Annotated in this window: 11 protein-coding genes, 1 tRNA gene and 1 pseudogene; 10 read left to right on the top strand and 3 right to left on the bottom strand. The window is 68.9% G+C overall.

The genetic code is table 11. The annotated features are described in order from the left end of the window. Positions 1 to 3 precede the first annotated feature (3 nt). The 3 genes from yidD to rpmH are packed head-to-tail and all read right to left on the bottom strand — an operon-like array spanning position 4 to position 816. Positions 4 to 285 carry a membrane protein insertion efficiency factor YidD gene (gene yidD / locus ACIA8F_RS00855; RefSeq protein WP_076043740.1) on the bottom strand — a complete coding sequence of 94 codons (282 nt, stop codon included), beginning with the start codon at positions 283 to 285 and terminating at the stop codon, positions 4 to 6. Then, a complete protein-coding gene (rnpA, locus tag ACIA8F_RS00850; RefSeq protein ID WP_250738642.1) occupies positions 282 to 656 on the bottom strand; it encodes a ribonuclease P protein component in 375 nt (124 codons plus the stop codon). Before rnpA ends, yidD begins: the two co-directional genes overlap by 4 nt. Positions 657 to 678: 22 nt before the next feature. Continuing rightward, positions 679 to 816, bottom strand: coding sequence for a 50S ribosomal protein L34 (gene rpmH, locus ACIA8F_RS00845; protein WP_100597229.1), 138 nt, complete (start codon positions 814 to 816; stop codon positions 679 to 681). A 363-nt stretch (positions 817 to 1,179) separates the two neighbouring features. Between rpmH and dnaA (ACIA8F_RS00840) the strand changes: the two are divergent. The 10 genes and pseudogenes from dnaA (ACIA8F_RS00840) to ACIA8F_RS00795 form a co-directional block, all read left to right on the top strand. Beyond that, positions 1,180 to 1,708: pseudogene (gene dnaA, locus ACIA8F_RS00840) on the top strand (chromosomal replication initiator protein DnaA); the annotation flags it as partial. Positions 1,709 to 1,743: 35 nt separating this feature from the next. After that, the gene (gene dnaA / locus ACIA8F_RS00835; RefSeq protein ID WP_399376246.1) at positions 1,744 to 2,982 is read left to right on the top strand and encodes a chromosomal replication initiator protein DnaA; all 1,239 of its coding nucleotides are present in this window, start codon (positions 1,744 to 1,746) and stop codon (positions 2,980 to 2,982) included. 880 nt (positions 2,983 to 3,862) lie between these two features. Then, positions 3,863 to 4,993, top strand: coding sequence for a DNA polymerase III subunit beta (dnaN, locus tag ACIA8F_RS00830; protein WP_243331110.1), 1,131 nt, complete (start codon positions 3,863 to 3,865; stop codon positions 4,991 to 4,993). Between the two features lie 295 nt (positions 4,994 to 5,288). Further along, positions 5,289 to 6,164, top strand: a complete 876-nt coding sequence (gnd, locus tag ACIA8F_RS00825; protein ID WP_399376018.1) for a phosphogluconate dehydrogenase (NAD(+)-dependent, decarboxylating) — start codon at positions 5,289 to 5,291, stop codon at positions 6,162 to 6,164. A gap of 124 nt (positions 6,165 to 6,288) precedes the next feature. After that, positions 6,289 to 7,425 (top strand): DNA replication/repair protein RecF, encoded by a 1,137-nt coding sequence (gene recF / locus ACIA8F_RS00820; RefSeq protein ID WP_399376017.1) that lies wholly within the window; start codon positions 6,289 to 6,291, stop codon positions 7,423 to 7,425. After that, a complete protein-coding gene (locus tag ACIA8F_RS00815; protein WP_399376016.1) occupies positions 7,422 to 7,973 on the top strand; it encodes a DUF721 domain-containing protein in 552 nt (183 codons plus the stop codon). Before recF ends, ACIA8F_RS00815 begins: the two co-directional genes overlap by 4 nt. Positions 7,974 to 8,379: 406 nt before the next feature. After that, a complete protein-coding gene (gene gyrB / locus ACIA8F_RS00810; RefSeq protein WP_399376015.1) occupies positions 8,380 to 10,437 on the top strand; it encodes a DNA topoisomerase (ATP-hydrolyzing) subunit B in 2,058 nt (685 codons plus the stop codon). 40 nt (positions 10,438 to 10,477) lie between these two features. Beyond that, positions 10,478 to 13,093 carry a DNA gyrase subunit A gene (gene gyrA, locus ACIA8F_RS00805; protein WP_399376014.1) on the top strand — a complete coding sequence of 872 codons (2,616 nt, stop codon included), beginning with the start codon at positions 10,478 to 10,480 and terminating at the stop codon, positions 13,091 to 13,093. Positions 13,094 to 13,179: 86 nt separating this feature from the next. Beyond that, the gene (locus ACIA8F_RS00800) at positions 13,180 to 13,740 is read left to right on the top strand and encodes a DUF3566 domain-containing protein (RefSeq protein WP_399376013.1); all 561 of its coding nucleotides are present in this window, start codon (positions 13,180 to 13,182) and stop codon (positions 13,738 to 13,740) included. A 107-nt stretch (positions 13,741 to 13,847) separates the two neighbouring features. Beyond that, positions 13,848 to 13,921: transfer RNA gene (locus tag ACIA8F_RS00795), tRNA-Ile, on the top strand. Positions 13,922 to 14,059 lie beyond the last annotated feature (138 nt).

Below are 14,059 nucleotides of genomic sequence, written 5' to 3'. Positions count from 1 at the left end.
TAATCAGGCTCCTTGAGCATTGCGAGATCTACGCAACGCACTGCGCAGCTGCTCGTGCCAACGCGGGCGTTTCCGGGGTGGGACGTGGTCCACGCCGCCCGGGGACCACGGATTGCACCGCAGGATCCGCCAGGCGGTCAGAGCCGTCCCCTTCACCGCACCATGCCGGTCGATGGCCGTGTACCCGTAGTGCGAACACGAGGGGTAGTAGCGGCACACCGGCCCGAGCAGCGGACTGATCGTCCACTGGTACAGCTTGATCAATGCGAGCAGCGGGTACTTCATCGAGCCACGCCTCCCAAGAGCCGCAGCAGTGCGGCATCGAGGTCCCGGGCCAGCTCGTCGAGACCGGCATCACCCGCTCCGGGCAGAGCCCGTACCACCATCAGGCTACCTTCGGGCAGCTGAGACAGCCGCTCGCGGACGAGATGGCGCAAACGGCGCTTGACCCGGTTGCGTACGACGGCGATGCCGACAGCCTTGCTGACGACGAAACCCGCACGCGTCGAGGGATCGATCTCCCCCGGCTCGTGCGGGTCCGTTGCACCGCTTGTACGTAGGTGGACGACGAGGAGCGGGCGACCGGCCCGGCGACCTCGACGTACCGCGCTCGCGAAGTCCTCGCGCCGCCTCAGCCGATTTTCGGGAGACAGCACGACGTCACGATCCGCCCGTCAGTTACGCGGAGAGTTCGGCGCGGCCCTTGCCACGACGGTTCGCGAGGATGGCGCGGCCGGCACGGGTACGCATCCGGAGACGGAAGCCGTGGGTCTTGGCACGACGGCGGTTGTTCGGCTGGAAGGTGCGCTTGCTCACTCGGGGGCTCCAGAGAATAAATCGTTATGGCGGGACATCGCTCGCCTGGCTGTCACCGTGCGCCCACGAGGAGAACTCTCGCGTGTACGCCCGAGTGGCACCGCAAAACGATCACAACCAGTGATCTTCGCCCATCGGTAGGCAGGCGGCAGCAGCCATCGACAACTCGACCTCGTTACGGTACGCGCGGCTACGCCATCCGGTCAAACCGAGCCGACGGTGCCGCACACTGTGCACAGGCTGTGGACAACGACTTGAACCGTACCCGCTGGCCTGACTACCGTTGCCTGACCCTGGATTTTTTGTCCCGACCGTCCCAAAGAACCACACATTCGTGGGACCCCCTCTGAGAGAGCGTGCTCTGTGGCTGACGTACCTGCCGATCTTGCCGCAGTGTGGCCAAGGGTGCTCGAAGAGCTCCTCGGGGAGGGACAGAACAGCATCGAGCCCAAGGACAAGCAGTGGGTCGAGCGCTGCCAGCCCCTGGCCCTGGTCGCGGACACCGCCCTGCTCGCCGTCCCCAACGAGTACGGCAAGCGCATCCTCGAGGGCCGGCTCGCCCCGCTCATCAGCGACGCCCTCAGCCGCGAGTGCGGCCGCCCGATCCGGATCGCGATCACGGTCGACGACTCCGCCGGCGAGCCCTCGCCCCCGGCCCCGTCCGCCTCTCCCTCCCGCGACGGCTACGAACCGTACGGCGGGCACACCGGACCGATGGGTCACACGGGCCCCGGCGGCCACACCGGCCCCGGCCCCGGCGACGAACAGCTGCCCAGCGCCCGCCCCGCCTACCCGGACTACCAGCAGCAGCGCTCCGAGCCCGGCGCCTGGCCCCGCGGCGGCCAGCAGGACGACTACGGCTGGCAGCAGCCCCGCCTCGGCGGCTTCCCCGAGCGCGACCCGTACGCCTCCCCGCAGCCCGGCTACATGCAGCAGTCCGAGCCCTCCTCCTACGACCAGGGCTCCTACGAACAGCAGAAGTACGAGCAGCAGCAGTACGAGGGCCAGCAGCAGCGCTCCTCCCGCCCGTACGAGCAGCAGCAGTACGAGCAGCAGTCCGCCCCGCGCCCGGCCCCCAGCCGGCCCGCGCCCTCGGCACCGTCCGGCGGTTCCACCTCGGGACCGCTCGAGCCGACCGCCCGGCTGAACCCCAAGTACCTCTTCGACACCTTCGTCATCGGCGCCTCCAACCGCTTCGCGCACGCCGCCGCGGTGGCCGTCGCCGAGGCGCCGGCGAAGGCGTACAACCCCCTCTTCATCTACGGGGAGTCGGGCCTCGGCAAGACGCACCTGCTGCACGCCATCGGGCACTACGCGCGGAGCCTCTACCCCGGCACCCGCGTGCGGTACGTGAGCTCCGAGGAGTTCACCAACGAGTTCATCAACTCGATCCGCGACGGCAAGGGCGACGCGTTCCGCAAGCGCTACCGCGAGATGGACATCCTGCTCGTCGACGACATCCAGTTCCTGGCGAGCAAGGAGTCGACGCAAGAGGAGTTCTTCCACACCTTCAATACGCTCCACAACGCCAACAAGCAGATCGTGCTCTCCTCCGACCGGCCGCCCAAGCAGCTCGCCACCCTGGAGGACCGGCTCCGCAACCGCTTCGAGTGGGGTCTGATCACCGACGTCCAGCCGCCCGAGCTGGAGACCCGCATCGCGATCCTGCGCAAGAAGGCCGTCCAGGAGCAGCTCAACGCCCCGCCGGAGGTGCTGGAGTTCATCGCCTCCCGCATCTCGCGCAACATCCGCGAGCTGGAGGGGGCGCTGATCCGGGTCACGGCCTTCGCGAGCCTGAACCGGCAGCCGGTGGACCTCGGCCTGACCGAGGACGTCCTGAAGAACCTGATCCCGGGCGGCGAGGACAGCTCCCCCGAGATCACCGCCACCGACATCATGGCGGCCACCGCCGACTACTTCGGGCTGACCGTGGACGACCTGTGCGGCTCCTCGCGCAGCCGGGTGCTGGTCACCGCCCGGCAGATCTCCATGTACCTGTGCCGGGAGCTCACGGACCTGTCGCTGCCCAAGATCGGGGCGCAGTTCGGCGGCCGCGACCACACCACCGTCATGCACGCGGACCGCAAGATCCGCGCCCTGATGGCGGAGCGCCGCTCCATCTACAACCAGGTGACCGAGCTCACCAACCGCATCAAGAACGGCTGACGCCGGCTCTGTGTACGTGTCGTACGGGCGCCGTCGAGGCCCCTCCAAACGCCGTGAGAGGGCGCTTCCGGGTCACTTCGGGGGCGCCCTTCTTCATGCGTGCGCCCCTTGTCTGTTCGAATACGCCCCCTGGGAGGCAACTCATCCACAGATTGGGCGACTTTCTTCCGTCCACAGGCTGGGGACGGGTTCCCCAACCCACAAGACTGTCCACAGGGCCCAGGTGTGAGGCCCCATCAGGGCTGGTCAGGCCCCTGTGGAATTGTGCGCAACGACTGTCCACAGGCTGTGGACGAAATATTCATCCACAGGTCTGTCCACCGCGTTGTCCACCGGCGGTCCACAGCTTCCCGGGTCCTGTGCACAGGATCAGACGACTTCCCCACACCGTTGTCCACTGTTCGGCAACCGGGAACCCCCCGTCACCGCCCCGAGTGAAAGCCGTCACACCGAAGTCGACGTTTGGGTTGTGGAGTACTCGGGAAAACCTGGGGACGCACCTGTGGAGTAGTCGGGGTCATCTGGGGATGGCCTGTGCAGAAGTTTTCGTTCTCCACAGAGACACCTGGTTGTCCACCGGTGTCGCCCACAGGGTGTGTGCATAAAAAACGGCGCCTGACCTGCGAACACACTGTTATCCACCGTTTCCACAGGCCCTACTACTACCCCCATAGAGAGTTAGCCCGGTTTCGGTTTTCAAGCGGGTCCTGTGCACAACTCGGTGGATCGCCCTCCCCGACACCTCGCTCCCGACTTGACCGCCAGCAGCGACGACTGTCGGCGCCGTACGTCAGACTGGTCCCCGGCATCGGTCGAGGCATCGACGAGCCGACGACGAAGGCCGGCAGGACGAGCGAGCAACAGCAGGAGGCGGTTTCCGGTGAAGATCCGGGTGGAGCGCGACGTACTCGCGGAGGCGGTGGCCTGGGCTGCCCGTAGCCTCCCGGCCCGGCCGCCGGTGCCCGTTCTCGCGGGCCTGCTGCTGAAGGCCGAGGAGGGCAAGCTGTCCCTCTCCGGCTTCGACTACGAGGTCTCGGCCCGCGTCTCCGTCGAGGCGGACGTCGAGGAGGACGGCACCGTCCTGGTCTCCGGCCGGCTGCTCGCCGACATCTGCCGGGCCCTGCCCAACCGCCCGGTGGAGATTTCCACAGACGGTGTACGGGCGACCGTGGTCTGCGGCTCCTCGCGATTCACACTCCACACCCTGCCTGTGGAGGAATACCCGGCGCTGCCGACGATGCCCACCGCGACCGGCACCGTGCCCGGTGAGGTCTTCGCCTCCGCCGCCGCCCAGGTCGCCATCGCGGCAGGCCGCGACGACACGCTGCCCGTGCTGACCGGTGTCCGCATCGAGATCGAGGGCGACAAGGTCACCCTCGCCTCCACCGACCGCTACCGCTTCGCGGTCCGCGAGTTCCTGTGGAAGCCCGAGGACCCCGAGGCCTCGGCCGTGGCCCTGGTGCCCGCCAAGACCCTCCTGGACACCGCCAAGTCGCTCACCAGCGGCGACACGGTCACCATCGCGCTGTCGGGCTCCGGCCAGGGCGAGGGGCTCATCGGCTTCGAGGGCGCCGGCCGCCGCACCACGACCCGTCTCCTCGAGGGCGACCTGCCGAAGTACCGCACGCTCTTCCCGACGGAGTTCAACTCGGTCGCCGTGATCGAGACCGCCCCGTTCGTCGAGGCCGTCAAGCGCGTGGCCCTGGTCGCCGAGCGCAACACCCCGGTCCGCCTCAGCTTCGAGCAGGGCGTGCTGATCCTGGAGGCCGGCTCCTCCGACGACGCACAGGCTGTGGAGCGCGTTGACGCGAAGCTGGAGGGCGACGACATCTCGATCGCCTTCAACCCGACCTTCCTGCTGGACGGGCTGAGCGCGATCGACTCGCCGGCCGCGCAGCTGAGCTTCACCACGTCCACCAAGCCGGCGCTGCTCAGCGGCCGCCCGGCGGTCGACGCCGAGGCCGACGAGGCGTACAAGTACCTGATCATGCCGGTCCGCCTCTCCGGCTGACGCCGGACCCGACGCGGCAGGCCCCCTCGGGCCCGGCCCCGCTTACCGCGGGACCGGGCCCGAGGGCGTTGCAGCCCCGCCCGCGCAGCCCCGTAGAGGCCCCCTGGTGGCCGTGCGGAGGCCGTGCAGGAGCCTCTACGGAGCCTCGTGCGCGGCCCGCACCGCCGCTCGGCGCCGACACCCGGAGTGCCCGTGGCGCCGGGCGACACGGCCCGGCGTAGGCTCGGCACGGGGGGATGCCCCCGGGCAGGGGTGAACCCCGGCACAGACGGCCACAACGCTTAAGGAACCTCTGATGGAGCTTGGTCTCGTCGGTCTCGGCAAGATGGGCGGCAACATGCGCGAGCGCATCCGCCGCGGCGGCCACACCGTCATCGGATACGACCGCAACCCGGACCTCGCCGATGTCCACAGCCTGTCGGAACTCGTGGACAGCCTGCAGGCCCCCCGCGTGGTGTGGGTCATGGTCCCGGCCGGCGCGGCGACGCAGTCCACCGTGGACGAGCTCGCCGGCCTGCTCTCGCCCGGCGACATCGTCGTGGACGGCGGCAACTCGCGCTGGACCGACGACGAGAAGCACGGCGCCGAGCTGGCCGCCAAGGGCATCGGCTTCGTGGACTGCGGGGTCTCGGGCGGCGTCTGGGGCCTGGAGAACGGCTACGCGCTGATGTACGGCGGCGACAAGGACCACGTCGCGACCGTCCAGCCGATCTTCGACGCCCTCAAGCCCGAGGGCGAGTTCGGCGCCGTGCACGCCGGCAAGATCGGCGCCGGCCACTTCGCGAAGATGGTCCACAACGGCATCGAGTACGCCATGATGCAGGCCTACGCCGAGGGCTGGGAGCTCCTGGAGAAGGTCGACTCGGTCACCGACGTCCGCGAGGTGTTCCGGTCCTGGCAGGAGGGCACGGTCATCCGTTCCTGGCTGCTGGACCTGGCCGTGAACGCGCTGGACGAGGACGAGCACCTGGAGCAGCTGCGCGGCTTCGCGCAGGACTCCGGCGAGGGCCGCTGGACGGTCGAGGCCGCGATCGACAACGCCGTGCCGCTGCCCGCGATCACGGCTTCCCTCTTCGCGCGGTTCGCGTCCCGCCAGGACGACTCCCCGCAGATGAAGATGATCGCCGCGCTGCGCAACCAGTTCGGCGGCCACGCGGTCGAGAAGAAGTAATCCACAACCGCTCCACAGGTCCACCGTGCACATGTGCACAGCCCGAAGTGCACGGTCCGATGTGCACAGCCTGTGGAGCGGGAGCACGGCAGAGCAGCAGGAAGCCGGGGGAGGTCGGCGCCGTATGCACGTTTCGCATCTCTCGTTGGCCGACTTCCGCTCGTACGCCCGGGCCGAGGTTCCCCTCGACCCGGGCGTCACCGCTTTCGTGGGCCCCAACGGGCAGGGCAAGACCAATCTCGTCGAGGCGATCGGCTACCTCGCGACCCTGGGCAGCCACCGGGTCTCCGCGGACGCCCCGCTCGTGCGGATGGGCGCCGAGCGCGCCGTCATCCGGGCCGCGGTCACCCAGGGCGAGCGGCAGCAGCTCGTGGAGCTGGAGCTGAACCCGGGCCGCGCCAACCGGGCCCGCATCAACAGGTCCTCGCAGGTCAGGCCGCGGGACGTGCTGGGCATCGTGCGCACGGTGCTGTTCGCCCCCGAGGACCTGGCCCTGGTCAAGGGCGACCCCGGGGAGCGGCGCCGGTTCCTCGACGAGCTCGTCACGGCCCGCTCGCCGCGGATGTCGGCCGTCCGCTCGGACTACGAGCGGGTGCTCAAGCAGCGCAACACCCTGCTGAAGTCGGCGGCGATGGCCCGCCGGCACGGCGGCCGCTCCATGGACATGTCCACGCTCGACGTGTGGGACCAGCACCTGGCGCGCACGGGCGCGGAGCTGCTCGCCCACCGGCTCGACCTGATCGCGACCCTGCTGCCGCTGGCGGACAAGGCGTACGAACAGCTCGCGCCCGGCGGCGGCCCGCTCGGCGTGGCCTACAAGTCCTCCGCCGGCGAGCAGGTGGACAGCGGCGAGGCCCGCACCCGCGAGGCCCTGTACGAGGTCCTCCTCGGCGCGCTCGCGGAGGTCCGCAAGCAGGAGATCGAGCGCGGGGTGACCCTGGTCGGCCCGCACCGCGACGACGTGGTGCTGCGCCTCGGCGAGCTCCCGGCCAAGGGGTACGCGAGCCACGGCGAGTCCTGGTCCTACGCGCTGGCCCTGCGGCTGGCCTCCTACGAGCTGCTGCGCTCCGAGGGGAGCGAGCCGGTGCTGATCCTCGACGACGTGTTCGCGGAGCTGGACTCCCGGCGCCGGGAGCGGCTCGCGGAGCTGGTCGCGCCCGGGGAGCAGGTGCTGGTGACGGCGGCGGTGGACGACGACGTGCCCGGGGTGCTGGTCGGGACCCGGTTCGCGGTGTCCGGCGGGGAGGTGACCCGGCTGTGAGTGGCAGGGAGCAGGGCTCGCCGCAGGAACCCCAGGAGCCGCCGCGCAGGGCGGCCGAGCCCTCCGGGGTGGACCTGGCCCGCCAGGCGCTGGCGGCGGCGCGCGAGCAGGCGCGGGCCCGCGGCAATGCGGCGCAGAACAAGAAGGGCCGCCACCAGCCGGGGCTGCGCTCGGGCGCCCGTGCGGACGGCCGGGACCCGATGCCGCTGATGGCGGCCCTGGACCGGCTGCGCACGGAGCGCGGCTGGGAGATGCCGATGGCGGTGGCGGGCGTGATGGAGCGCTGGCCCGAGATCGTCGGGCAGGACATCGCGGCGCACTGCGTGCCGGACCGGTACGAGGACCGCGAGCTGGTGGTGCGCTGCGATTCCTCGGCGTGGGCGGCGCAGCTGAAGCTGCTGGCCCCGCAGCTGGTGGCGCGGCTCAACGCCGATCTGGGGCAGGGCACCGTACGGCTGATCAAGGTGCACGGTCCGGGCGGCGGGCCGAAGCGGTACGGGCCCCTGCGGGCGCCGGGGAGCACCGGCCCGGGGGACACCTACGGGTGAGCGGGCGTGACCGGCCCGGCGTGGTGTGCACCGCGCGCGGGCGGCTTCGTACGCCTGCCCGCGCGCACACCCGTACGGGTGAGCAGGGGTCTGGCGGCCACCCGTTCGGACGGCTCCGCGGGTGGTGTCCCTCACGGTAGCGGGAGGTTGACAGCCCGAAGCGCTCAATGCCCGTGTGAGCCTCTTTGAGCCCCTCCCCGGATATGGGGAGTCGGAGAGAGGAGTTTCCGGGCGGCACATGCGGACTCAGGTACCGGCAAACGCCCATTCATGGGGGTGATACCGGTAGACTGAACGAGAATCCCGCGCATGCGCGGGATCCAGTCGAGTAAAGCTGACCACCGCTGACAACGCAGATCGACGCAGCCGCTCCCGCTTGCATGCATGCCGGCCCGGAGTACGGCCTGTGCTGTGCCAGAAAGGGCGCTTCGTGGCCGATTCCGGCAACCCCAACGACAACCAGTCCACAGTCGGCCAGAACGGCGAGGTCACGTCCTCGTACGACGCCAGTGCCATCCAGGTCCTCGAGGGTCTGGACGCGGTCCGCAAGCGGCCCGGCATGTACATCGGCTCGACCGGTGAGCGCGGGCTCCACCACCTCGTGTACGAGGTCGTCGACAACTCGGTCGACGAGGCCCTGGCCGGCCACGCGGACACCATCGACGTGACGATCCTCGCCGACGGCGGCGTGCGCGTGATCGACAACGGCCGCGGCATCCCGGTCGGCATCGTGCCGTCCGAGGGGAAGCCGGCCGTCGAGGTCGTCCTGACGGTCCTGCACGCGGGCGGCAAGTTCGGCGGCGGCGGTTACGCCGTCTCCGGCGGTCTGCACGGCGTCGGCGTCTCGGTCGTGAACGCCCTGTCGACCAAGGTCGCGGTCGAGGTCAAGACCGACGGCTTCCGCTGGACCCAGGACTACAAGCTCGGTGTCCCGACCGCGGCCCTGCTGAAGAACGAGGAGACGTCCGAGACGGGCACCTCGGTCACCTTCTGGGCCGACGGCGACATCTTCGAGACCACCGAGTACTCCTTCGAGACGCTGTCGCGCCGCTTCCAGGAGATGGCCTTCCTCAACAAGGGCCTGACCCTCTCGCTGACGGACGAGCGCGAGTCGGCGAAGGCCACGATGGGCGCGGACACCGCCGAGGAGACCGACGACCAGCAGGCGCGCACGGTCAAGTACCACTACGAGGGCGGCATCGTCGACTTCGTGAAGTACCTGAACGCGCGCAAGGGCGAGCTGATCCACCCGACGGTCATCGACGTCGAGGCCGAGGACAAGGAGCGCATGCTCTCGGTCGAGATCGCGATGCAGTGGAACTCGCAGTACACCGAGGGGGTCTACTCCTTCGCGAACACGATCCACACGCACGAGGGCGGTACCCACGAGGAGGGCTTCCGCGCGGCGATGACCGGCCTGGTCAACCGCTACGCGCGGGAGAAGAAGTTCCTCCGCGAGAAGGACGACAACCTCGCCGGCGAGGACATCCGCGAGGGTCTGACGGCGATCATCTCGGTGAAGCTGGGCGAGCCCCAGTTCGAGGGCCAGACGAAGACCAAGCTGGGCAACACGGAGGCGAAGACCTTCGTGCAGAAGGTCGTGCACGAGCACCTCAACGACTGGTTCGACCGGAACCCGAACGAGGCCGCGGACATCATCCGCAAGTCGATCCAGGCGGCCACGGCGCGCGTCGCGGCCCGCAAGGCCCGTGACCTGACGCGCCGCAAGGGTCTGCTGGAGTCGGCCTCGCTGCCGGGCAAGCTGTCGGACTGCCAGTCGAACGACCCGACCAAGTGCGAGATCTTCATCGTCGAGGGCGACTCGGCCGGCGGCTCCGCGAAGTCCGGCCGCAACCCGATGTACCAGGCCATCCTGCCGATCCGCGGCAAGATCCTGAACGTCGAGAAGGCCCGTATCGACAAGATCCTCCAGAACACCGAGGTCCAGGCGCTGATCAGCGCCTTCGGTACGGGTGTGCACGAGGACTTCGACATCGAGAAGCTCCGCTATCACAAGATCATCCTGATGGCGGACGCCGACGTCGACGGCCAGCACATCAACACCCTGCTGCTGACCTTCCTGTTCCGCTTCATGCGGCCGCTGGTCGAGGCCGGTCACGTGTACCTGTCGCGTCCGCCGCTCTACAAGATCAAGTGGGGCCGCGACGACTTCGAGTACGCGTACTCGGACCGCGAGCGCGACGCCCTGGTGGAGCTCGGCAAGCAGAACGGCAAGCGGATCAAGGAAGACTCGATCCAGCGCTTCAAGGGTCTGGGCGAGATGAACGCCGAGGAACTGCGCATCACCACGATGGACGTGGACCACCGCGTGCTCGGCCAGGTCACCCTGGACGACGCCGCGCAGGCCGACGACCTGTTCTCGGTGCTGATGGGTGAGGACGTCGAAGCCCGGCGCTCCTTCATCCAGCGCAACGCCAAGGACGTTCGCTTCCTCGACATCTGAGTCGGCTCAGCTGACCGCCTGAAAGGACCTTTGACCAGCAATGGCCGACGAAACCACGCCCACCGCCGCGGAATCCGCGGAGGAGCAGCCCGTGATGCGCATCGAGCCCGTCGGGCTCGAGACGGAGATGCAGCGCTCCTACCTCGACTACGCGATGTCCGTCATCGTCTCCCGCGCCCTGCCCGACGTACGGGACGGCCTCAAGCCGGTCCACCGCCGTGTGCTGTACGCGATGTACGACGGCGGCTACCGGCCCGAGAAGGGCTTCTACAAGTGCGCCCGCGTCGTCGGCGACGTCATGGGCACGTACCACCCGCACGGTGACTCCTCGATCTACGACGCCCTGGTCCGCCTGGCCCAGCCGTGGTCGCTGCGCATGCCGCTGGTGGACTCCAACGGCAACTTCGGCTCCCCGGGCAACGACCCGGCGGCCGCGATGCGGTACACCGAGTGCAAGCTCATGCCGCTGGCCATGGAGATGCTCCGGGACATCGACGAGGAGACCGTCGACTTCACGGACAACTACGACGGCCGCAACCAGGAGCCGACGGTCCTGCCGGCGCGCTTCCCGAACCTGCTGATCAACGGCTCCGCCGGCATCGCGGTCGGCATGGCCACCAACATCCCGCCGCACAACCTGCGCGAGGTCGCGGCCGGTGCCCAGTGGGCGCTGGAGCACCCGGAGGCCTCGCACGAGGAGCTCCAGGACGCGCTCATCGAGCGGATCAAGGGACCGGACTTCCCGTCGGGCGCCCTGGTCGTGGGCCGCAAGGGCATCGAGGAGGCGTACCGGACCGGTCGCGGCTCCATCACGATGCGCGCGGTGGTCGAGGTCGAGGAGATCCAGAACCGCCAGTGCCTGGTGGTCACGGAGCTCCCGTACCAGACCAACCCCGACAACCTGGCGCAGAAGATCGCCGACCTGGTGAAGGACGGAAAGGTCGGCGGCATCGCCGACGTCCGCGACGAGACCTCGTCCCGGACCGGCCAGCGCCTGGTGATCGTCCTCAAGCGCGACGCCGTCGCCAAGGTCGTGCTGAACAACCTGTACAAGCACACCGACCTGCAGACGAACTTCGGCGCCAACATGCTGGCGCTGGTGGACGGCGTGCCGCGCACGCTGTCGATCGACGCCTTCATCCGCCACTGGGTGACGCACCAGATCGAGGTCATCGTCCGGCGCACGAAGTTCCGCCTGCGCAAGGCGGAGGAGCGCGCCCACATCCTGCGCGGTCTGCTCAAGGCGCTGGACGCGATCGACGAGGTCATCGCGCTGATCCGGCGCAGCAACACGGTCGAGATCGCCCGCGAGGGCCTGATGGGCCTGCTGTCGATCGACGAGATCCAGGCGAACGCGATCCTGGAGATGCAGCTCCGCCGCCTGGCGGCCCTGGAGCGGCAGAAGATCGTCGCCGAGCACGACGAACTCCAGGCCAAGATCAACGAGTACAACGCGATCCTGGCCTCCGAGGAGCGCCAGCGTCAGATCGTCAGCGAGGAACTGGCCGCGATCGTCGAGAAGTTCGGCGACGACCGGCGCTCCAAGCTGGTGCCCTTCGACGGCGACATGTCCATGGAGGACCTGATCGCCGAAGAGGACATCGTCGTCACGATCACCCACGGCGGGTACGTCAAGCGCACCAAGACCGAGGACTACCGCTCGCAGAAGCGCGGCGGCAAGGGCGTGCGCGGCACGAAGCTGAAGCAGGACGACCTCGTCGACCACTTCTTCGTGTCCACCACGCACCACTGGCTGCTGTTCTTCACGAACAAGGGCCGGGTCTACCGTTCCAAGGCGTACGAGCTCCCGGACGCCGGCCGTGACGCCCGCGGGCAGCACGTGGCGAACCTGCTGGCCTTCCAGCCGGACGAGAAGATCGCGCAGATCCTCGCGATCCGCGACTACGAGATCGCCCCGTACCTGATCCTGGCCACCAAGGGCGGCCTGGTGAAGAAGACGGCGCTCAAGGACTACGACTCGCCCCGTTCGGGTGGCGTCATCGCCATCAACCTGCGGGAGACCGAGGACGGCAGCGACGACGAGCTGATCGGCGCCGAGCTGGTGTCCGCCGAGGACGACCTGCTGCTCATCAGCAGGAAGGCGCAGTCGATCCGCTTCACGGCGACCGACGACGCGCTGCGCCCGATGGGCCGCGCCACCTCGGGCGTGAAGGGCATGAGTTTCCGCGGAGGGGACGAACTGCTGTCCATGAGCGTGGTCCGGCCCGGTACGTTCGTCTTCACCGCGACCGACGGCGGCTACGCCAAGCGGACGCCGGTGGACGAGTACCGCGTCCAGGGCCGTGGTGGACTGGGCATCAAGGCGGCGAAGATCGTCGAGGACCGCGGGTCGCTCGTCGGGGCGCTCGTGGTGGACGAAACGGACGAAATCCTCGCCATCACGCTCAGCGGTGGTGTGATTCGTACGCGCGTCAACGAAGTACGGGAGACCGGCCGTGACACCATGGGCGTCCAGCTGATCAACCTGGGCAAGCGCGATGCCGTCGTCGGCATCGCCCGCAACGCGGAGGCCGGTCAGGAAACTGACGAGGCCGACGACATCGAGATCGAGATCGGGACCGACGCGGCCGTCGAAGGACAGGCAGCGGAGGCCGCCGAGGGCACGGAGCCCTCGGCTGGGGAGCACGAGGAGTAAGCGTGAGCGGAGCCACGGGCGCCGGACCGGCCAACACTGGAGCGAACGGTGCCCGTGGCCCCGCCGCGGACTCCCAGGGGGGAACCGTGACGGACACCCGAGGACCGCAGCCGCCTCAGTCGCCTCAGGCGCATCAGACTCAGGCGGGGGCCGGCCCTCAGCAGCCCTACCACCCGCCGCAGGCGTACTCGGTGCCCCAGGGCCCCGGGGCGCCGCGCGGGGCGGGCGACACCGGAGCGCAGCGCAAGCCGCGCACGGGAGCCCGTACGGCACCCAGGACGCGCAAGGCGCGGCTCAGGGTGGCGAAGGCCGACCCGTGGTCGGTGATGAAGGTCAGCTTCCTGCTGTCGATCGCGCTGGGCGTGTGCACGATCGTCGCGTCGGTGGTGCTGTGGATGGTCATGGACGCCATGGGCATCTTCTCCAGCGTCGGCGGCACGATCAGTGAGGCGACCGGCTCGAACGAGAGCAACGGCTTCGACCTCCAGACCTTCCTGTCGCTGCCGCGCGTTCTGATCTTCACGACGGTGATCTCGGTCATCGACGTGGTGCTCATGACGGCGCTGGCGACCCTCGGCGCGTTCATCTACAACCTGTCGGCGGGGTTCGTCGGCGGTGTGGAGCTGACGCTCGCCGAGGACGAGTAGAGCTTCCGGAAACGGGGCTGGTGACCTGCGCAGACGGGTCACGGGAACCGATTTTGGAGTCACCGGGTCTGTGCGCTAACCTTCAGAAGTCAGCGCGCAGCGCGGATGGGGCTATAGCTCAGTTGGTTAGAGCGCATCCCTGATAAGGATGAGGCCACAGGTTCAAATCCTGTTAGCCCCACAGTGTCGAAGACCCTCAGGCCCATGGCCTGGGGGTCTTTGTCGTTGGGCCAGTTGGTGGTCCGGTCGATGGGCCGGTAGGTCACCGATCGGTATCGGTCGGTGTGTATTGTTGGGCGCCAGAAGTCCCCTACGTCAA

The sequence above is a fragment of the Streptomyces sp. NPDC051563 genome, assembly GCF_044454225.1.
Lineage (GTDB): Bacteria > Actinomycetota > Actinomycetes > Streptomycetales > Streptomycetaceae > Streptomyces.
Note: the sequence above shows the minus strand (reverse complement) of the source record. Positions and strands in the feature narration are given on the sequence as shown.